This window comes from Streptomyces sp. NPDC043870, assembly GCF_056435785.1.
On the sequence record NZ_JBWKDT010000024.1, the window covers coordinates 42,291 to 62,027 of the forward strand.

General features: G+C 70.8%; 15 protein-coding genes and 4 tRNA genes. 9 read left to right on the forward strand and 10 right to left on the reverse strand.

What is annotated here, in order from left to right:
- Nucleotides 1–260 precede the first annotated feature (260 nt).
- From AC0699_RS25865 to AC0699_RS25890, 6 genes are all read right to left on the reverse strand, one after another.
- Nucleotides 261–3,515 carry an FG-GAP-like repeat-containing protein gene (locus tag AC0699_RS25865; protein ID WP_478664512.1) on the reverse strand — a complete coding sequence of 1,085 codons (3,255 nt, stop codon included), beginning with the start codon at nt 3,513–3,515 and terminating at the stop codon, nt 261–263.
- A 226-nt stretch (nt 3,516–3,741) separates the two neighbouring features.
- Nucleotides 3,742–6,027: a DEAD/DEAH box helicase gene (locus AC0699_RS25870; protein WP_478664513.1), complete on the reverse strand. Its 2,286-nt coding sequence runs from the start codon at nt 6,025–6,027 to the stop codon at nt 3,742–3,744.
- A 313-nt stretch (nt 6,028–6,340) separates the two neighbouring features.
- Entirely contained in the window at nt 6,341–6,925 is a 585-nt protein-coding gene (locus tag AC0699_RS25875) for a hypothetical protein (protein ID WP_478664516.1), read from the reverse strand.
- Nucleotides 6,926–7,024: 99 nt separating this feature from the next.
- Complete coding sequence (locus AC0699_RS25880) at nt 7,025–7,387, reverse strand: fluoride efflux transporter FluC (RefSeq protein ID WP_478664519.1); 363 nt, start codon at nt 7,385–7,387, stop codon at nt 7,025–7,027.
- Entirely contained in the window at nt 7,384–7,881 is a 498-nt protein-coding gene (locus AC0699_RS25885; RefSeq protein ID WP_478664521.1) for a fluoride efflux transporter FluC, read from the reverse strand. The genes AC0699_RS25880 and AC0699_RS25885 overlap by 4 nt, the downstream gene beginning before the upstream one ends.
- Nucleotides 7,878–8,228 carry a metallopeptidase family protein gene (locus AC0699_RS25890; RefSeq protein WP_469768004.1) on the reverse strand — a complete coding sequence of 117 codons (351 nt, stop codon included), beginning with the start codon at nt 8,226–8,228 and terminating at the stop codon, nt 7,878–7,880. The genes AC0699_RS25885 and AC0699_RS25890 overlap by 4 nt, the downstream gene beginning before the upstream one ends.
- A 71-nt stretch (nt 8,229–8,299) precedes the next feature.
- On the opposite strand from AC0699_RS25890, the gene AC0699_RS25895 reads away from it, so the two are divergent.
- From AC0699_RS25895 to AC0699_RS25920, 6 genes are all read left to right on the forward strand, one after another.
- Nucleotides 8,300–9,847, forward strand: a complete 1,548-nt coding sequence (locus AC0699_RS25895) for a metallophosphoesterase family protein (protein ID WP_478664523.1) — start codon at nt 8,300–8,302, stop codon at nt 9,845–9,847.
- Between the two features lie 82 nt (nt 9,848–9,929).
- Nucleotides 9,930–10,002, forward strand: a tRNA-Glu gene (locus AC0699_RS25900).
- Nucleotides 10,003–10,041: 39 nt separating this feature from the next.
- A tRNA-Asp gene (locus AC0699_RS25905) sits at nt 10,042–10,116 on the forward strand.
- Nucleotides 10,117–10,139: 23 nt separating this feature from the next.
- A tRNA-Phe gene (locus tag AC0699_RS25910) sits at nt 10,140–10,216 on the forward strand.
- A gap of 142 nt (nt 10,217–10,358) precedes the next feature.
- Nucleotides 10,359–10,964, forward strand: coding sequence for a LamG domain-containing protein (locus AC0699_RS25915; protein ID WP_478664524.1), 606 nt, complete (start codon nt 10,359–10,361; stop codon nt 10,962–10,964).
- Nucleotides 10,961–11,686, forward strand: a complete 726-nt coding sequence (locus AC0699_RS25920; protein WP_478664528.1) for a LamG-like jellyroll fold domain-containing protein — start codon at nt 10,961–10,963, stop codon at nt 11,684–11,686. Before AC0699_RS25915 ends, AC0699_RS25920 begins: the two co-directional genes overlap by 4 nt.
- A 52-nt stretch (nt 11,687–11,738) precedes the next feature.
- Here AC0699_RS25920 and AC0699_RS25925 read toward each other — a convergent pair whose 3' ends face one another.
- The 3 genes from AC0699_RS25925 to AC0699_RS25935 are packed head-to-tail and all read right to left on the reverse strand — an operon-like array spanning nt 11,739 to nt 14,018.
- Complete coding sequence (locus tag AC0699_RS25925) at nt 11,739–12,566, reverse strand: cytochrome c biogenesis CcdA family protein (protein ID WP_478664530.1); 828 nt, start codon at nt 12,564–12,566, stop codon at nt 11,739–11,741.
- The gene (locus AC0699_RS25930) at nt 12,563–13,486 is read right to left on the reverse strand and encodes a DsbA family protein (protein ID WP_478664531.1); all 924 of its coding nucleotides are present in this window, start codon (nt 13,484–13,486) and stop codon (nt 12,563–12,565) included. The genes AC0699_RS25925 and AC0699_RS25930 overlap by 4 nt, the downstream gene beginning before the upstream one ends.
- A gap of 58 nt (nt 13,487–13,544) precedes the next feature.
- Nucleotides 13,545–14,018 carry a hypothetical protein gene (locus tag AC0699_RS25935; RefSeq protein WP_478664534.1) on the reverse strand — a complete coding sequence of 158 codons (474 nt, stop codon included), beginning with the start codon at nt 14,016–14,018 and terminating at the stop codon, nt 13,545–13,547.
- 142 nt (nt 14,019–14,160) lie between these two features.
- Here AC0699_RS25935 and hrpA point away from each other — a divergent pair, with 142 nt between their 5' ends.
- The 3 genes from hrpA (at nt 14,161) to AC0699_RS25950 (ending at nt 18,884) form a co-directional block, all read left to right on the forward strand.
- Nucleotides 14,161–18,129, forward strand: coding sequence for an ATP-dependent RNA helicase HrpA (gene hrpA / locus AC0699_RS25940; protein WP_478664536.1), 3,969 nt, complete (start codon nt 14,161–14,163; stop codon nt 18,127–18,129).
- 91 nt (nt 18,130–18,220) lie between these two features.
- Nucleotides 18,221–18,295: transfer RNA gene (locus AC0699_RS25945), tRNA-Asp, on the forward strand.
- Nucleotides 18,296–18,548: 253 nt separating this feature from the next.
- The gene (locus AC0699_RS25950) at nt 18,549–18,884 is read left to right on the forward strand and encodes a DUF6274 family protein (RefSeq protein WP_478664539.1); all 336 of its coding nucleotides are present in this window, start codon (nt 18,549–18,551) and stop codon (nt 18,882–18,884) included.
- 352 nt (nt 18,885–19,236) lie between these two features.
- On the opposite strand, the gene bldC is transcribed toward AC0699_RS25950, so the two are convergent.
- Nucleotides 19,237–19,443, reverse strand: coding sequence for a developmental transcriptional regulator BldC (gene bldC, locus AC0699_RS25955; protein ID WP_003949541.1), 207 nt, complete (start codon nt 19,441–19,443; stop codon nt 19,237–19,239).
- Nucleotides 19,444–19,737 lie beyond the last annotated feature (294 nt).

Consider the following 19,737-nt stretch of genomic DNA (forward strand, 5'->3'; position numbering starts at 1 on the left):
TCAGCGCACGAGCGGACATGAAGGCATGACGGTTCAAGAAGGTCCCTCCCCAGGAGCCTGAAAAGGCAAGGAGAGACACGGCGGCTCATAGCCGCGGAGAGACGCGGCCCCCTGATCCCCTGCCGTGCCCCCAGCACAAGTGCGTGGATCGTAACAGTGGTTTCACCTTCAATGGAAGCGCTTCCGAACCCGTTCAAGATGGGTTCTGGCCCGCGTCTCACCAGGAGGCGCGGGCCAGATCTGCATCTACGCCGGGCGGGTCAGAACAGACCCTTGTACCCCTGCCAGCCCGTCCCGATCTTCACGGTCGAGCCGAAGGACCCGGCCCCGTTCCCGCTGTTGCGCAGCAGATCACCCGCCGCGTTCCGCGACACCAGATCCGCCTTGCCGTCCCTGTTCAGATCACCGACACCCACGAACACATTGCGGCCCGTGCCCCAGTTGTTCCCGAACACCAAGGCCCGCGACTTCACCGTCCCCGCCGCCGTACCGTCGTACCGCCACAGCGAGTTCGCACCGTCCACCGCCAACAGCTCACCGATACCGTCACCGTTCAGATCACCAGCACCGAACACCGCCCGGTACGCCTTCCAGTTGGTGCCGATCCGGCCGCGCGCCTTCAGCTTGCCCGCACCGTCGTCCGCGTACAGATACACGTCACCAGTCGACGCCTGCCGCGCCACCAGATCCGCACGACCGTCACCCGTCAGATCACCCGGCGACGTCAGCACATTGAACTGACCCCACACCGTGCCCAGGGACGTGTACGCGGTCGTCGGCGTCAGCGCCTTCCCGCAACCCGGCTTGTACGCCCGCAGCTCACCGCTCGCCAACCGCACCAGCACGTCGTTGCACCGGTCACCGTTCATGTCCCCGAACGGCACGGCCACGGCCGACGTCGCCCAGCCAGAACCCGTCGTGGCCCCCGAGAAGCCGCCCGTCCCGTTCCCGTGCCGGTACGCGAGCGCGCCCGTGGAGCTCAGCGAGACCAGGTCGCCCACACCGTCCGCGCCCGCCAGATCGCGGAACGCCGGCGGCGGCAGCTCGCCCACCACGTTCATGTCGCCCGACGTGACCAGGGCGGCCCCGACGCCGTCGGCGGGCTGCGCGGTAAGCGTCCATCGGTAAGTACCGCCCGGCACTGCCTTTCCGGCACCGTCCTTGCCGTCCCAGGCCGCGTCGATCCGGCCGCGGCCCTCGCTGCCGGACACGGTGCGGACGACCGCGCCCGTGTCCGCCCGCTTCACGGTGAGCTGCCAGCCGGCGGCCGGCTTGGAGAGCCACCACGTGCCGGTCCAGCGCGCGCCGGCCGCGGCCGGGGCGAACGTCCCGGTGGTCACCACGGAGTCGATCGCCGTGATCGCGGAGGCGGGGACGCCGGTGCGCACGATGCGCACCCGCTCGTCGGCGCCCGCGTACGCGACGTGTCCGCCGAAGCGGTCGACGGTCCAGCCGGCGCGCCGCACGACGGACTCTCCGAGGTCCGCGGCGCTCACCAGGGTGCGGTGCGGCACGTCGGCCGCCGCGCCGGAGGCGGGGAGCCCGGCGTGCAGGTCGTAGAGCGTGAGCCCGGTGCCGTCGCCCCGGTGGACGAAGTAGCCGTCGCCCAGCAGGACGCTCCCGAGCGGCGCGGCGACGGCCCGCTTGGCCTGCCGGTCGTACACGCCCGACGCGTTGTCGCACTTCCAGTACACCCAGCGGCCCACAGCCTGGAGCTCTTGCGGGACGCACTTGTTGAGCGTGGTGAAGGACTCACCGGCGGTGCCCGACGGGAGGGTCTTCGAGGTGACCACGCCCGAGTTCTTGGTGCCGCTCCAGAGAGTGGACCCCCACACGGCGGCCGCGACCTCGGTCCGCTTCTCCAGCACGGTCCCGGAGTCCGGCTTCCTGAACTCGACGACGGCCTGGGAGCCGAGGGAGGCCGGGTGGACCACGCCGAACCGGCCCGACAGGTCGGTCAGTTCGGGGCTCTGGAAACCGGTGGTGACGCGTGGGCCCCAGTTCGCCGCGCCGTTCTCGAACAGCATGGTGAGGTCGGACTCGGTGCCGTTCTCACGGCCGTGGAAACCGTCACCGCTCGCCCACATCGTGACGCAGCGCTCGGCCAGCGCTCCGCCGGAGCAGTTGCTGTCGCGCCCGCTCAGCAGGCCGTCCACCGAGGTCCGGACGGCCTGCGGCTCGCCTGTGGTGCTCAGCCAGGTGCTGCGGTACGCGCCGAGGTAGGTGAACGGCTGGAACAGCGTGCTGTCGTCGCCCGTGGTGAGGATGCCGCTGCCGAGGGAGAGGCCGTAGATGTGCGCGGGCATGGGCTCGACCTTCGCGAGGCGGCGCGTCTCCAGGCCCCCGTCCGCCTTGGGCAGGATGCGGTGCACGGCCCAGTCGACGTCGCCCTGCGGGGCGGCGGTGGTCGCTCCGGCGATCAGGACGGAGCCGTCGGGAGCGGTGGCGATCTGGTCGTCCGCCAGCTCCAGTACCTGATCGAGGTCGCCGTCCTCGTCCAGGACGCGCCACAGGGGCGTCCCCCGGTACTCGTTGTCGCCGGGATTCTGCCGGTCGACCGCGAGTACGGAGCTGCCGACCATGGCGAAGGTCGCGCCGTACGACACCGGACCGGTGCCGACACTGCGGATCACCGTGTCCGGTGCGGCGCGGTCGAGGACATCGGCCATGCCGCGCCCGGTGCGCAGCCGCAGGATCGATTCGTCACTGAGCCGGAAGCCGTCCACCCCCCACGGCTCGTCGGGGCTCGGGCGGTCCGGCAGCGGCTTCGCCACCGCATCCGCCAGGTCCACGATCCGCCACCGCTGGTTCGGCACCTCGGGCTCCCGGTACCGGATGATCAGCGACTCGGCGTCACCGTCCTCGAGCCCTTCGAGGACCGCGCCCTCGGGGAATCCGGTGACGGGCGTGTCCGTGACCTGGCCGCCCTCGTACCGCAGCAGGTGGTAGCCGGTCGGCGCGCCGCCCTCCTCACCGGTGCGGGTGAGGACGGTGTCGCCGAAGGTGCTCACGTACGTCTGCCCCTCGGGCAGCACGATGTCGGCGAAGACGGCGCCCGCGCCCTTCTGGAGCGTCACGTGCGGTGCGGGCGAGGCGGAGTAGAGCGCGACCGTGTCGGAGCCGGTGCCGTAGTAGCCGCCCTCCGCGATCGGGAGGCGCTGAAAGTGGTCCCAGTATCCCGTCTCGGGGTCGTAACGCGGCTTCTCGGGCAGCCGGGTGGCGAGCGGGGTCGCCGAGCCGGTCGCGTAGTCGATCCAGAGCAGCCGGTCGTCGTTCTCCTGCGCCAGCAGGTAGCCGGTCGCACCGGCGTTGAGGATCGAGGTGGCGCGCGGGGCGAAGCGCTTGCCCGGCGGCAGGACGGTCACGTCCTCGGCCGCCGCGGCCGAGGACGGTACGGCCGTCGCCTGCGGTGCCGTGATTCCGGATCCCGCCGCCGTCACTGTCGCCAGCGCCAGGACGAGAGCCGCTCGGGTACGGCCGTTTCCACGCACCCGGGCATTGCTCGTACGAGCCAAAGTGAGGTCCCTCCCCAGGACATGAAGGCACGGGGCGAACGGCGTCGGCCTGCGCGGCGACGCGCGTACGAGCGAGAGAGACCCCCAGCCAACCCCCGTGCGAGTGCGCCGACCTTAACACCAGCCTCACAAGCCACGAAAGGGGTTTCGAACCTGTTCAAAGCGAACGGGCCCGTACGGCACCGAAGTGCGGTACGGGCCCGTTCGTCAGGGCTTTGACTCAGCTTCAGCCGTTGCGCTTCCAGCGCGGCTTGTCGTCACGGCGTCCGCCGCCGAAGGAGCCGGAGCTCGAACCGCCACGGTGGTCGCGGTGGTCGTCACGGCGGCCGAACGGGCGGTCGTGGCCGCCGGAGCGGAAGCCGCCGCCCGAGGGACGGTCGTCACGACGGTCGCGGTTGAACGGACGGTCGCTGCCACCGCGGTGGTCGCGACGGTCGAAGCCACGGTCGTTGTCCCGACGGAAGCCGCCCGAGGGACGGTCGTCGCGGCGGTCGCGGTTGAACGGGCGGTCGTTGTCACGGCGCTCGAAGGAGCGGCCACCGCGGTCGTCGCGGCGGTCGTCACGGCGCTGGAAGCCGCCACGGTCACCGTCCCGGCGGTCGTCACGACGGTCGTCACGACGGTCGTTGTCCCGACGGAAGCCGCCCGACGGACGGTCGTCGCGGCGGAAGCCGCCACGGTCGTTGTCACGACGGTCGTCACGACGCTGGAAGCCGCCACGGTCACCGCCGCGGTCGTCACGACGGTCGTTGTCCCGACGGAAGCCACCGGACGGACGGTCGTCGCGGCGGAAGCCGCCACGGTCGTTGTCACGACGGTCGTCACGACGCTGGAAGCCGCCACGGTCACCGCCGCGGTCGCCACCGCGGTCGCGACGCTCGTAGTTGCCCCGCTCGTCGCGGTACGCCGGGCGCTCCTCGCGGGTCTCGCGTACCGGCTCCGCCTCGGCGGCAGCCGCAGCCACGACCTCGGCCTCGGCCGCCTCCGTCACCTCGGCGACCGCGGCCTCCGGGTCCTCGCCCCGCTCGCGCGCCGCGCGGGCGACCAGGCGGTCGGCCTCCTCGCGGAGCTCGGCGGCGCGGCGCTGGACGCGCTCCAGTTCCTTGGTGAGCTGGGCGACCTCACGCTCGGCCTGCTTGGCGGCGTTGTTCGCGGAGTCGGCCTGGACCTCGGTCAGCGAACGGGCGCCGGTGATCTCGGCGACCTCCGGGTCGAACGCGCCGGCACCACCGACGATGTGGCGCGAGGCGTCGACGCCCGCGTCCTCCATCAGACGGAAGATCTGGCGGCGCTGGTGCGGAAGCGCCAGCGAGACGACCGTGCCGGACTGGCCCGCGCGGGCGGTACGGCCGGAACGGTGCAGGTAGTCCTTGTGGTCACCGGCCGGGTCCACGTTCAGGACCAGGTCGATGCCGTCGACGTGGATACCGCGGGCGGCGACGTCGGTCGCGACGAGCGCGTTGACATAGCCGTCCTTGAAGTCGGCGAGGACGCGGGTACGGGCACCCTGCGTCATGCCGCCGTGCAGCGCGTCGGCCTTCACGCCCGCCTCGACGAGCTGCTCGGCGATACGGTCGGCGCCCAGCTGCGTACGAACGAAGATGATCGTGCGGCCCTTGCGCGCGGCGATCGCGGCCGTGACCGGCGCCTTGTCCTTCGGCTTCACGACGAGGACATGGTGCGTCATGGTCGTGACGTTGCCCTGGGCGCTGTCGACCTCGTGGCTGACCGGGTTGTTCAGGTAGCGCTTGACCAGCGTGCCGATCTCGTTCTCCATGGTGGCGGAGAAGAGCATGCGCTGGCCGCCCTCGGGCACCTGGTCGAGCAGCTCCGTGACCTCGGGCAGGAAGCCCAGGTCCGACATCTGGTCGGCCTCGTCGAGGACCGCGACCTGGACGTTCTCGAGGGAGCAGGCGCCACGGTTGATGATGTCGCGCAGTCGGCCCGGGGTGGCGACGAGGATGTCGACGCCGCGCTCGAGCGCGTAGATCTGGTTGCCCATGGACGTACCGCCGCAGACGACCTTGATCTTCAGACCGAGGACGTCGCCGTACGGCTGGAGCGCGTCCGCGACCTGCATCGCGAGCTCACGGGTCGGGGTGAGGATGACGGCGCGGGGCTTCTTCTTCTCGGTGTGGCCGCCGGCCAGCGTGGCCAGGGTCGGCAGACCGAAGGAGAGGGTCTTGCCGGAGCCGGTACGGCCACGGCCGAGGATGTCCTTGCCGGCCAGGGCGTCCGGGATGGTCGCGGCCTGGATCGGGAACGGGATGGTGACACCGTTCTGGGCGAGCTTGCGGACGACGCCCTCGGGGAGGCCGAGGTCGGCGAAGGTCACCTCGGGGGCGACGGGAGCCGCGGAGGCCTCGGCCCCGGCGGTCGTGTCGTCGATGGCGTCGGTCTCGACCGACTCGAGGACGGCCTCGACGAGCTCTGCGTTCTCGACGATCTCGACGATCTCGACGATCTCGTCGTTCTCGGGCAGGACGGCACGATCAGAACTGGAAATGGACATGCGAAATGCGAAACCTTCCGGAGTCTCGGCACGCGCCCAAACTCCGTGAATTCGCAATTCGACCGCCTCAATGCGGTCAGCCACGGCTAGGGAGAGTACGCGCCACGCGGCGCGCTTCTGTGTCGGCGCCGGGCAATGGGATCAAACGATCTACCACCATACGCACCCCAACCCATCGAAGGCAAACCGCCTCACTGCGGCGCTCGTCACACTCGCCCGCGACACCCACCCGCGATACCCACCCCTGACACTCACCCGTGCGCACCCCTGCCACTGATCACGACGTGCTGATGACGTGCTGATCACGTGCTGCTCACGCCGGGCTCATCTGCGGCGACGCCTCCGGCTCCGCCCACATCTCCCCCCCGTCGTCCTCGGCCGCCCGCATCGCGCCCATCTGCGTGTCGGCCGCCGGCGACGCGGACGGCGGGTCGGTCGGCTCCTCGGAAGGGTCCGGGTCGGGACTCGGTGGCGTCGGCTCCACGGGAGGCGTCGACTCGCCCGGCGGCGCGGGGTCCACGGGCGGCGTCGGCTCGCCCGGAGGCGGGGTGGGCTGCTGCGGCTCGGCCGGCGGCCGGCCCGCGCCGCCCTTCGGAGGGCGGCCTGACGGCGCCTTGGACGTGCCCGGGCTCACCTCCGCGCCCTTGATCTCGCCCTCGGCCCCGGCCGAGCCGGAGGGCGAGGCCCCACCCATGCCCGCACGGCCGTGCCCACCGGCACCGCCGGGTGCCGCGCCCCCGCCGTCCGGCTCGGCCGCGGCGCCCCGGGGGTGCGGGGACTTCGAGGGCGCCGGCCTGCCGCCGTCGTCGCTCACGCTCATACAGCCTGCGGAGGCCGCGGCCACCAGGGCGGTGGCGATCCATACGGCACAACGGCCGGGGGCGGTCAACTGGCGCACGGGTGGGACCTCCGGGGCACGGGACACGGGTTTCCCTGCCCAACTCCCTTAGCCCCACGAGGGACACGCCCGCCACAGGACACGCCCACCACAGGGCCGCTACCGCCCCAGACCTCCCGCCAGATCCGCCCCCAGCACCACCGCGCCCAGTCCCACCAGCAGCGAAGCGGCCACATTCGCCGCCGCCAGGAACATCCGGCCGCCCTCGGCCAGCCGGAGCGTCTCGTACGAGAAGGTCGAGTACGTGGTCAGGGCCCCGCACAGACCGGTGCCGAGCAGTGCGTACGTTCCCGACGCGACCGAAGCGCCGGCCAGCACCCCCAGCGCCAGGCTCCCCGACGCGTTCACGACGAGCGTGCCCCACGGGAACACCGAGTCGTGCCGCGTCTGGACCTCACGGTCCATCAGATAGCGCAGCGGGGCGCCCACCGCCGCACCCGCGATCACCAGGACCCAGTTCACGGACCCACCGTCCGGCGCGTCACCACGCGGCGCGTCACCGAGGCTCCCAGCCACACCGCGCCCAGCGCCCCCACGAGCGTCGCAGCGGCGTACGCCAGGGCGGTGCCCGCCTGCTGACGCTCCAGCAGCTCGGCGAAGTCGAGGGCGTAGGTCGAGAAGGTGGTGAAGCCGCCCAGCACGCCGACCCCGAGGAACGGCCGTACGAGCGGACGCGTCACGACACCACGCTCGCTCACCAGCACCATCAGTACGCCGATGAGCGCGGACCCCACGACGTTGACGACGAACGTCGCCCAGTGCGACGGCCAGGCCGGCGACACCCCGTACCGCGCGGACGCCCCGATCGCCCCGCCCGCCGAAATCGCGGCGAGAACCTTCCACTTCCCGGCCCCCGCGGTCTCCGCGCGCTGGGCGGGCACATGAAGGTCGACATCCGGATCGATCGCCTCCGGACGCGGACCGCGAGAGGAGGGGGGACGGGGGTGCCGGCTCATCCGTAACCCAGCGCGTGCAGCCGCTCGTCGTCGATCCCGAAGTGATGGGCGATCTCGTGCACCACGGTGATCTCGGTCTCCTCGACCACGTCCTCGCGGGTCTCGCAGATCCGGAGGGTCGGACCCCGGTAGATCGTGATCCGGTCCGGCAGCACGCCCGCGTACCACTCACCGCGGTCGGTCAGCGGAGTCCCCTCGTAGAGCCCGAGCAGCTCGGGATCGTCGGCGGGCGGTTCGTCCTCGACGAACACCGCGACGTTGTCCATCAGCCGCGTCAGCTCCGGCGGGATCCTGTCCAGCGCCTCGGCGACCAGTTCCTCGAACTCCTCGCGCGTCATCTCCAGCACCTGGCCATTGTCACGCACACGCGCCCCCGGGCGCGGGCATGGCCGAGCCCGCACATGGGCATACGGGACCAATGGTCCGCGCTCGTGAACGGCTCCGTGCCACCCTGACCGGTCTCCCGCGCCGCTACCACTCGCACCGCACAAGCCCCACCAGCACCCTCGTCCACACGCCGCACCCCTTCACCCGTGCGCTCGGGCTGGTCGCCGTCGTGCTGCTGGGGGCCTGGCTGGGTCTGCTGATCGTCGGCAGTGTCCGTACGCCGGTGGGGCCGATGGACACGAGCATGACGCTGCGCCCGTCGCTGTCCGGCGGCACGAAGATCAATGTCTCCCCGCTCGGCGCCCTCGAGCTGGACTCCCACGTCGCCCCCATCCGGCTCGACGTCGACGTCGACCGGCTCGACCCGGTCCGCTCGCAGGCCCTCGTCGAGCACCCCGAGCGCCTCGCCGGCCTGCAGGAGGAGGTCGCCCAGGACGTCAGGGACGGCACCCGCGACCTGGCCGTTCGCTCCTGTGTCGCCGTCGTCTCCGGGGCCACCGCCCTCGGCCTCGCGGTCTACCGCCGCCCGCGCCGCGCCCTCGCCGCCGGCGGCCTCGCGCTCGCGCTCCTGGCGGCCTCCGGCATCAGTGCGTACGCCACCTGGAATCCGAAGTCCGTCCTCGAACCGAAGTTCTCCGGCCTCCTCAGCAGCGCCCCCTCGGTCGTCGGCAACGCCCGCTCGATCGTCACCGAATTCGACGTCTACCAGAAGGAATTGGCGCGCCTGGTCACCAACGTCACCAAGCTGTACGAGGCGACCTCCACGCTCCCCGTCTACCAGCCGGACCCCGGCACCATGCGCGTCCTGCACGTCTCCGACATCCATCTCAACCCGGCCGCGTGGCACATCATCGGCTCGCTGGTGGAGCAGTACGAGATCGACCTCATCATCGACTCGGGCGACACGATGGACCACGGCACCGCCGCCGAGAACGCCTTCCTCGACCCGATCCCGGACCTCGGCGCGCCCTACATCTGGGTCCGCGGCAACCACGACTCGATCGTCACCCAGCGCTATCTCCAGCGCCTCAAGCACGTCCACGTCCTCGACGAGGGCCGGGCGGTCACGGTCGCGGGCCTGCGCGTGGCCGGGACCGGTGACCCCCAGTTCACCCCGGACCGCTCCACGGTGGCCGAGGGCGACCCCGCCGAACGCATGGCCGGCATCCGCCTCGCCTCGGCCCTCCGCGACCAGCGCCGCGCCGGCACGCCCGTCGACATCGCGGTCGCCCACAACCCCGTCGCCGCCCGCGAGACCGACGGCGAGGTCCCGCTCGCCCTCGCGGGCCACGTCCACCACCGCGAGACCGAACTCCTCCCGCTCGGCACCCGCCTCAAGATCGAGGGCTCCACGGGCGGCGGCGGCCTGCGCGCGGTCCAGAACGAGGAGCCGGAGAAGGTCCGCGCCTCCGTCCTCTACCTCGACCGGACCTCCCGCACCCTGCAGGCCTGGGACGAGATCACCCTGGGCGGCCTGGGCCTCACGACGGCCGAGGTCAGCCGCCATCTGGCCACGGAACCGGCCCCCGGGGCCCCGCCGTCCCCACCCCCTTCGACCGCGTCTCCACAAGGCTCGTAGAAACCGTTTTGGCGATAGCTCCCTGCATCCCATATGCTTCTCACGTCCCCGACGCGCTGCGAAGCGCCCAGGTGGGCCCTTAGCCCTCATCGTCTAGTGGCCCAGGACGCCGCCCTTTCAAGGCGGTAGCACGGGTTCGAATCCCGTTGGGGGCACGCATCACCCTGTGCGAGACTGGTGCTCGCACAAAGCTTGGTCCTGTGGAGCAGTTTGGAGTGCTCGCCACCCTGTCAAGGTGGAGGCCGCGGGTTCAAATCCCGTCAGGACCGCTGCGATCTCTCGCGGATCGCGTGGCTGGGTAGCTCAGTTGGTACGAGCGTCCGCCTGAAAAGCGGAAGGTCGCCGGTTCGACCCCGGCCCCAGCCACCACCCCGAAGGCCCCGATCCTCTGGATCGGGGCCTTCGTCGTATCCCGTTCCGGATGCCTGCCCGGTCCAGGGCCGGCACCCAGAAATCGCTCACAGTGTCGGAGGTCGTTGCTACGCTCCAGCGGCCCGCCGCCCGGGCGGGCGTGACAGCCCACTGGAAGCACGCCGACCCCGCCGGCTCCCGGACCGCCGCCGCCGAGAGCGGTCCCGCCGCGCGGGCCGGTGCCGGGGTCACCTTCGGTGCCGACGCGCCCAGTGGGACCGGGCTGACGAGCACCGCCCGTCTCGACGGCTCCGGGCACGGTTTCCTCACCCCGGACGCCCCCGCCGTCACGCCCGGCAAGACCTTCGCGGTCGCCGGCTGGGTGCGCCCGGAGCGGACCGACCGGGACATGACCGCCGTCAGCCAGGACGCCGGGACGACGGCTCCGGGCTTCACCCTGGGGCTGCGCACAGCGGGAGCAGCGCCCGTCTGGTCGTTCGAGGTCGGCGGCGCAAAGATCAGCGGCGGCGCTCCCGAGACCGGCGAGTGGGCGCACGTCGTCGGGCTGTACGACGCGGAGACCGGCACCGCGCGGCTGTACGTCAACGGGCGCGAGACCGGGACGGCCGCCAAGGCCACCCCGTCGACGGCGAGCGGGAACCTGCAGATCGGACGCGCCAAGGGCAAGGAGGGCTACCGGGACGCTGGCAGGGCGAGATCGGGGACGTACGGGCGTACGACCGGGTCGTCGTCCCGGACGAGGTGACGCTGCTCGGCACCCGCGCCGCACAGCCGACCGGCCACTGGTCCCTCGAATCCGCCCCGGCCGGGGTCTCGCCGGAGGAGAACGGCGGGCAGGCGCTGCACCTCGGCGGCGGCGCGTCGATCTTCACGGAAGCGCCGGAGTGCGATCTGCTGGACCCGGACTGTGTGCCAGGACCGACGCCGCTGCGGGACAAGGGGCACCTCAAACTGGACGGCAAGGACGGGTACGCATCCACCGAGGGACCGGTCGTCGACACGAGCGACAGCTTCACTCTTGCCGTACGGCTACGGCTCGCCGACCGGGAGCCGGCCGGGCCCATGACCGTGCTGGCGCAGGCCGGCGGGCAGGCCGACGCCTTCAAGCTCCGGTACGTGCCCGCTCAGTACCGCTGGCAGCTGGTCATGACACACGCGGACGCCGCCGGTGCGCAGGAGACCGTGGTCGCCTGGATCGAAGCGCCGGACGGCGGTGAAGGATCGGGGCACCAGCTGGCGATCGTCTACGACGACGCGGCCGACCAGATCCGGCTCTACCTGGACGGGTACACGAACGCGGACGCCACGGCCACCTTCCGCAGCGCCTGGAAGAGCACAGGCGGGCTACAGGTGGGCCGCGCCACGACCACTGATGGCTGGGGCGAGTACCTGCACGGTGCGGTGGACGAGATCCATTCGTTCTCCGGTGCTCTGAGCACCAGCGGGGTCATCCAGATCGCCGGGTGACCACGAAGGGCCCCGTCCACCCGGACGGGGCCCTGCTTCGTACGGCCCGTCGTCACACCCGTTCTCGCCGCCGCCGGCCCCGCACCGTGAGGACGATCGCCGTGATCGCCACCACCAGGGTCAGCAGGACCCAGTCCGGGATCGCGCGGCCCGCGGCGGACGCCCACTGCTCCACGGCGAAGGAGTCGTCGACCGACAGGATGACGGGCAGGGCCGTCGTCCCGTCGAAGGCGAGGAAGAGCGCGCCGAGAGCGATGAAGAACAGGCCGGACAGGACGGACGTCGTGTGCAGTTCGAAGCGCCCCGCGATGCGGAGGGTGCGGCCTCGCAGCCACTTGCGCGTGCCCAGTTCACAGCGCTCCCAGAGCAGGGCGAGGACGAAGAGCGGTACGGCCATGCCGAGGGCGTAGACGGCGAGGAGGAGACCCCCGTAGGCGGGGCTGCCGCTGAGGGCCGCCACCGTGAGGACGCTGCCGAGGATCGGGCCCGCGCAGAAGCCGGCCAGTCCGTAGACCATGCCGAGCGCGTACACGGAGACCGCGGTCGAGGGGCGGATGCGGCCGCTGAGCCGGGCGAGGCGGCGGGAGGCGAAGCCCAGGCCGACGATCTGGGCGACCCCGAGCGCGATGATCAGCCAGCCGCCGGCGGTGACCAGCAGATCGCGGTGGCCGTAGAAGAGCCGCCCGGCGAACGAGCCGGCCGCCCCCAGCGGGACCAGGGTCGTCGCCAGGCCCGCGTAGAAGATGCCGGTACGGGCCACGAGCCTGGTCGCGGTGTCGATGGAGTACGCGAAGAACGCCGGGAGGAGGAGGGCGCTGCACGGACTGAGCAGGGCGAGCAGACCGCCCAGGAAGGCGGCGAGGTATCCGATGTCGGTCACTCGGCTCCGGCCTTCCCGGCGTCCGGCCCAACGGTCTTCCCGGCGTCCGGCCGGCGGGTCTGCCCGGCGTCCGGCCCAACGGTCTTCCCGGACTCCTTTCCGGAGTCCTTCCCCGCGTCCTTCTCCGCCTCCGTGCCCGCGGGCGCACTCGCCTGCGGGCCCGTAGCCGTTCCGGCAGCCTTCAGCGCCGCCTCGATCGCGTCGGTGAAGGTCTCCGGCGGCTGAGCGCCCGCGATCGGGCGGCCGTTGATCAGGAACGAGGGCGTGGACGTCGCGCCCAGTCCGTACCCCTCCTCCTGGTCCTTCGCCACCGCCTGCCGCGCCGCCTCGCTGTCCGCGTCGCGCGTGAAGCGGGCCAGGTCCCGCACGCCGGCCTGCTGGGCGAGCTCCTTCAACCGCTGCTCGCCGAAGCCCTTCTCCTTCGCGCCCTCGGCGTACGCGGACTCGTGGAACTGCCAGAAGCGGCCCTGCTGCCCGGCGGCCCACGCGGCGCGCGCCGCGGCCTCCGACTCCTCGCCGAAGATCGGGAAGTTGCGCCATTCGATACGCAGGGTGCCCTTGTCGACGTACTGCTTCACCAGCGCGGGCTCGGTGTCGCGGGCGAACTTCCCGCAGTAGCCGCACTTGAAGTCGGCGTACTCGACCAGCACGACGGGCGCGTCCGCGCGACCCATCGCGAGGGGGTCCCTGGCGTCTCGCCGGGCGAGCTTCTCCAGCTCGGGGTAGACCCCCTCCGGGCCGGCGGACGCCTCGGCGACCGTGCCGCCGCTCCTGGACTCGTCCGGCCTGGTGGCGGTGTACGAGACGAAGCCGAGCACGACCGCGGCGGCGACGACTCCGGCGCCGATCGCGACCGGCTTCAACGGCATACGGGTGCCGGTACGGGTGCGGGTTCGGGTACGGCTACGGGAAGTGGGCATGGGTGTGTGGTTTCTCTCCGGGACGCGAACGGGTGGGCGGGGCACGGCTGTGCGCCGCCTACACCCGCAGGACGGAGAGATCCATCGGGCTCGGCGCGGCGACGGGCGGTGGCCCGCGCTCCGGCGCGACGGCGAGCACGGCCTCGTCGACGGCCCAGCAGCCGGCCGCGCCGTGGGCGGCGGTCTGCAGAGCAGGCAGCAGCTCGTACGAGGACGACCCCCGCGGTGGCGTGGCGGGGCTCAGCCCGCCGTCGTCCCGGGAGCCTTCACCGCAGCCGGGCGCCTGCCCGTCACCGGCCGGGACCGCCACCACCGCGGACGTGGGGACGTGGTGGGCCACGGACGTACGGGCATCGCCCGCGGACAGGGAGATGGGGGCCTGGACACGACCACTCGTCGCCTGGACACGACCACTCGTCGCCTGGACACGACCGCTCGTCGCCCCCGCACCCAGAAGCACCCCGCACAGCACCACCGACAGCGCTGCGACGACCGCGAAGGCGCGGCGCCACGGGCTGCCTGCACTGGGCATGAGCGGTGATCCTCCTGATCGTCGACGCGCTCGCCATCGTACGGGCCACCCGCTCGTCGTCCCCGAGGCCACCGCCACGGAGCGACCCGCTCCGTAAATGGGTTCGCCACTCCGCTCGCGCGGGTGCGATCCTGGGGTCCGTATGTCTACTTCCTTTGCCGATCTCCAGAAGCAGCTGGCCGAGATCTCGCTGCGCGACGCGCACCGGCTCGGGCGGCGCCTCGAAGGCACCCGCCGCATCCGTAAGCCCGAGGCCCGGCAGGCCGTCCTGGACGAGATCGCGGCCGAGGCCACGAAGGCCGCAGCCCGTATCGCCGAGCGCGCGGCACTGGTGCCCGACGTCACCTACCCCGAGCAGCTCCCGGTCAGTCAGAAGAAGAACGACATCCTGGAGGCGATACGGGACCACCAGGTCGTGATCGTCGCGGGCGAGACCGGCTCCGGCAAGACGACACAGATCCCCAAGATCTGCCTGGAACTCGGCCGGGGTGTGCGCGGCATGATCGGGCACACCCAGCCGCGCAGGATCGCCGCGCGCACGGTCGCGGAGCGGGTCGCCGAGGAGCTGCGCACCCCGCTCGGCGAGGCGGTCGGTTGGAAGGTCCGCTTCACCGACCAGGTGAACCAGGACGAGACCTTCGTCAAGCTCATGACGGACGGCATCCTGCTCGCGGAGATCCAGACGGACCGCGAGCTGCGCGCGTACGACACGATCATCATCGACGAGGCCCACGAGCGGTCCCTCAACATCGACTTCCTGCTCGGCTATCTGGCCCAGCTGCTCCCGAAGCGGCCCGACCTCAAGATCGTCATCACCTCCGCGACGATCGATCCGGAGCGCTTCTCCCGCCACTTCGACGACGCGCCGATCGTCGAGGTCAGCGGGCGTACGTATCCCGTCGAGGTCCGCTACCGGCCCCTCCTGGAGGAGGACAGTGACGAGTCCGACCGCGACCAGATCACCGCGATCTGCGACGCCGTCGACGAGCTCCGGTCCGAGGGCCCCGGCGACGTTCTGGTCTTCCTCTCCGGCGAGCGCGAGATCCGCGACACCGCGGACGCGCTCAACAAGAAGAACCTCCGCAACACCGAGGTCCTCCCCCTCTACGCCCGGCTCTCGCACGCCGAGCAGCACCGCGTGTTCCAGCCGCACACCGGCCGCCGTATCGTCCTCGCGACGAACGTCGCCGAGACGTCGCTGACCGTCCCCGGCATCAAGTACGTCATCGACCCCGGCACCGCCCGTATCTCCCGCTACAGCCACCGCACCAAGGTGCAGCGGCTGCCCATCGAGGCCATCAGCCAGGCCAGCGCCAACCAGCGCAAGGGCCGCTGCGGCCGTACGTCCGACGGCATCTGCATCCGGCTCTACTCCGAGGACGACTTCCTGTCCCGCCCGGAGTTCACGGACGCGGAGATCCTCCGTACGAACCTGGCGTCCGTCATCCTCCAGATGACCGCCGCCGGCCTCGGCGACATCGAGAAGTTCCCCTTCATCGACCCGCCGGACCACCGCAACATCCGCGACGGTGTGCAGCTCCTGCAGGAGCTGCACGCACTGGACCCCGGGCAGAAGGATCCGAAGAAGCGGCTGACGCAGATGGGCCGCAAGCTCGCGCAGCTGCCCGTCGACCCGCGTCTGGCCCGGATGGTCATCGAGGCCGACAAGAACGGCTGTGTCCGCGAGGTCATGGTCATCGCGGCAGCGCTCTCCATCCAGGACCCGCGCGAGCGGCCCGCCGACAAGCAGGCGCAGGCCGACCAGCAGCACGCCCGGTTCAAGGACGAGACGAGCGACTTCCTCGCCTTCCTCAACCTCTGGCGGTACGTCCGCGAGCAGCAGAAGGAGCGCGGCTCCTCCAGCTTCCGCCGGATGTGCAAGCAGGAGTATCTGAACTTCCTGCGCATCCGCGAATGGCAGGACATCTACGCGCAGCTGCGCACGGTCGCCAAGCAGATGGGCATCCATCTGAACGAGGACGACGCGCCCGAGCAGTCCGTGCACGTCTCGCTTCTCGCCGGCCTCCTCTCCCACATCGGGATGAAGGACATCAAGGACGCCGGAGGGGAGGGCGGGAGAAACACGGCGAAGAACGAGTACCTGGGCGCCCGCAGCGCCAAGTTCGCCGTCTTCCCCGGATCCGCCCTCTTCAAGAAGCCCCCGCGCTTCATCATGTCCGCCGAGCTGGTCGAGACGTCCCGCCTCTGGGCCCGGGTCAACGCGAAGATCGAGCCCGAGTGGATCGAGCCGCTCGCCCAGCATCTGGTCAAGCGCACATACAGCGAGCCGCACTGGGAGAAGGACCAGGCGGCGGTGATGGCGTACGAGAAGGTCACGCTGTACGGCGTCCCGATCATCGCCCAGCGCAAGGTGAACTACGGACGGATCGACCCGGAGGCGAGCCGCGAGCTGTTCATCCGCAACGCGCTGGTCGAGGGCGACTGGCGTACGCACCACAAGTTCTTCGCCGACAACCGCCGACTCCTCACCGAGGTCGAGGAGTTGGAGCACCGCGCCCGGCGCCGCGACATCCTCGTCGACGACGAGACGCTGTTCGACTTCTACGACCAGCGGGTGCCGGAGCACGTCGTGTCCGGTGCGCACTTCGACTCCTGGTGGAAGCACAAGCGCCGCGAGCAGCCCGAGCTCCTCGACTTCGAGCGCGAGATGCTCATCAACGAGAAGGCCGGGGCGGTCACGAAGGACGACTACCCGGACTCGTGGCGGCAGGGGCGGCTCACCTTCCGCGTCACCTACCAGTTCGAGCCGGGCGCGGACGCCGACGGCGTCACCGTCCACATCCCGCTCCAGGTGCTCAACCAGGTCACGGACGAGGGCTTCGACTGGCAGATCCCCGGTCTGCGCGAAGAGGTCGTCACGGAGCTGATCCGTTCCCTGCCGAAGCCGATCCGCCGCCATTACGTGCCCGCGCCGAACTACGCGAAGGCCTTCCTGGAGCGTGCTGTGCCGCTGCAGGAGCCGCTCCCGGTCACGCTGGCGCGTGAGCTGCAGCGCATGGTCGGCGTGCCGGTCACGGGCGACGACTTCGATCTCGCGAGAGTCCCGGACCATCTGAAGATCACGTTCCGGATCGTTGACGAGCGGCGCCGCAAGCTCGCCGAGGACAAGGATCTGGAGACCCTCAGGCTCGCCCTGAAGCCCAAGGCCCGCCAGGCCCTCTCCAAGGCCGCCGCGGCCACCGCCGAGCGTGCGGGCGGCGACGCGATCGAGCGGACGGGCCTGACGGACTGGACGATCGGCACGCTCCCCCGCGTCTTCGAGACCCGCAGGGCCGGCCAGCCGGTCAAGGCCTTCCCGGCCCTCGTGGACGCCGAGGGAGCTGCGGCGGGCACAGTCTCCGTGCGTCTCTTCGACACCGAGGCCGAGCAGCACCTGGCGATGTGGCAGGGCACCCGTCGGCTGATCATGCTGAACATCCCGGTGAACCCGGCGAAGTTCGCCTCCGAGCGGCTGACGAACCAGCAGAAGCTCGCCCTCTCCCGCAATCCCCACGGCTCGGTCCAGGCGCTCTTCGACGACTGCGCGACGGCCGCGGCGGACAAGCTGATCGCCGACCACGGCGGTCCCGCCTGGGATGAGGAATCGTTCCGGAAGCTGTACGACAAGGTCCGCGCGGACCTTGTGGACGCGACCGTGCGGACGGTGGACCAGGTCCAGCAGATCCTGGCCGCCTGGCAGGCCTGTGAGCGCCGCCTGAAGGCCACGAACAGCCTGGCCCTGGTCAACAACGTCCAGGACGTACGGGAGCAGCTCGCGGCCCTCGTTCCGGCCGGCTTCGTGACGAAGACGGGCCTGCGGCGGCTGCCCGACCTGATGCGCTATCTGGTCGCGGTGGACCGCCGGCTCCAGCAGATGCCGACGGGCGTCCAGCGCGACACGACGCGCATGGAGAAGGTCCACGAGATGCAGGACGAGTACGCCTGGCTGCTGGAGCAGATGCCCAAGGGGCGGCCGGTGCCGCAGGAGGTGCTGGACATCCGCTGGATGATCGAGGAGCTGCGCGTCAGCTACTTCGCCCACGCCCTGGGTACGTCGCAGCCCGTCTCCGACAAGCGCATCATCAAGGCGATCGACGCGGCGGCGCCGTGACGCGGCCGTTGCCTTGAGTGAGTTCGACCGGACCCGCTGACCTGCTGTACAGTCTCTCTCGCAGCCCAGGCAGTACGGAGCTGCGAAACCTGGTCCTGTGGAGCAGTTTGGAGTGCTCGCCACCCTGTCAAGGTGGAGGCCGCGGGTTCAAATCCCGTCAGGACCGCGCGTATCGTCGAAGGCCCCGCACCATGGTGCGGGGCCTTCGACGTGTCGGCGTGGAGGCCGCGCCCGCGGCGCTGTGTCCGATAGCGGCTGCGCCGCGGGCGCAATCCGATACAGCAAATCCCGTCAGGACCGCAGTGAATGGAAGGCCCGCACCGGATGGTGCGGGCCTTCTGACGTATTGACTGGAGTCATGTGCCGCCGGTACCCAGTCATGACAGGGGTTACGGGGCCCCCGACCGCGGAGGTGGCGCATGGCGGCATCCACAGCGAGGCATGAGACCCGGGCGCTGCTGCGCGCCCATCTGGCGGCCGTCTCCGGCTATCGGCACCTCACCCGGCACTGTCCGGTGTGCCATCGACTGCTGCGCCTCGCGATGGACCCCTCCGAGGCCGCCCCCTGCGAGATGCTCCTGTCCGAGGCCGCCCTGCCGGAGACCGTCCTCACCGAGACCGTCCTGCCGGAGACCGCCCTCACCGAGGCCGTCGTGCCCGAGACCGCCCTCACCGAGGCCGTTGCTCCCGAGACCGCCCCCGCGGAGCCGGAGCAGCGGACGGTCACCAAGGACGAAGGTCCCGACCATCCGTGACCTTTGCCGCACCGTCGGCCCTTTCTCAGTGGCAGGCTCGAATTGGCAAGACCGCAGTCATGTGACGGGAGTCACCGCACGAGTTTCGGAAACGGGTGAACTTACGCCCTCCCTACAACCAAACAATTTAATGCGTGCAATTGCACTCCCCTCACGCCCTTCCCGAACCCCCCTCTGAGCAGCCCGGAAGGGTCCGCCGGCCCCACTTCCCAGGGCATAAAAAAGATCGCGCTGGACCCGGCGGAGTCCAGCGCGATCGACGACGAAATCCTGTTGGGGCAGGCGCCCGCCGTGTCGAGCTCTCTGTTGGGCTGCCGGATTGGGGGTCCGGCGATGCCCTTAATCGGGGGTGTCAGGCCTCGCTGCGCTGCTGCGGAATACCCGCAAGCAGTGCGCGGACCTCTGCCTCGCGGTACCGGCGATGTCCACCGAGCGTGCGGATGGACGTGAGCTTGCCTGCCTTGGCCCAACGGGTGACCGTCTTCGGGTCCACGCGGAACATCGTGGCAACCTCAGCCGGGGTCAGCAGCGGCTCGGCATCAGGGGTGCGAGCGGTCATGAGCGGCCTCCTCGGGAGAACCGAACCTTCTCGGTTCTTTCCTCTAAATTCTGCACCTTGACCCACGTTGCCCGAAATGGCGGACGCGGGCCGAGTCGGTTATAGGACGAACGGCTTGTCCTCGGCACTACAACTACACCATCTGTCCAGCCACGTCGGCCAAACCGATGGAATTGCCCTCTCAGGTGTTCATCCGCGGCGGAAGCCGATGGACCATGCCATAACGGACAGTCACGTCACAGTGACGATCAGTCACAGAGCGATCAGGAGTCATCAGACCCCCCATAGGGTGCA

What these genes read in the sequence shown, in the direction of transcription:
- AC0699_RS25930 (WP_478664531.1), bottom strand. Translation starts at nt 13,486, where the DNA reads ATGCCCACTTCCCGTAGCCGTACCCGAACCCGCACCCGTACCGGCACC.
- hrpA (WP_478664536.1), top strand. Translation starts at nt 14,161, where the DNA reads ATGTCTACTTCCTTTGCCGATCTCCAGAAGCAGCTGGCCGAGATCTCG.
- AC0699_RS25870 (WP_478664513.1), bottom strand. Translation starts at nt 6,027, where the DNA reads ATGTCCATTTCCAGTTCTGATCGTGCCGTCCTGCCCGAGAACGACGAG.
- AC0699_RS25950 (WP_478664539.1), top strand. Translation starts at nt 18,549, where the DNA reads ATGGCGGCATCCACAGCGAGGCATGAGACCCGGGCGCTGCTGCGCGCC.
- AC0699_RS25895 (WP_478664523.1), top strand. Translation starts at nt 8,300, where the DNA reads ATGGTCCGCGCTCGTGAACGGCTCCGTGCCACCCTGACCGGTCTCCCG.
- AC0699_RS25935 (WP_478664534.1), bottom strand. Translation starts at nt 14,018, where the DNA reads ATGCCCAGTGCAGGCAGCCCGTGGCGCCGCGCCTTCGCGGTCGTCGCA.
- AC0699_RS25885 (WP_478664521.1), bottom strand. Translation starts at nt 7,881, where the DNA reads ATGAGCCGGCACCCCCGTCCCCCCTCCTCTCGCGGTCCGCGTCCGGAG.
- bldC (WP_003949541.1), bottom strand. Translation starts at nt 19,443, where the DNA reads ATGACCGCTCGCACCCCTGATGCCGAGCCGCTGCTGACCCCGGCTGAG.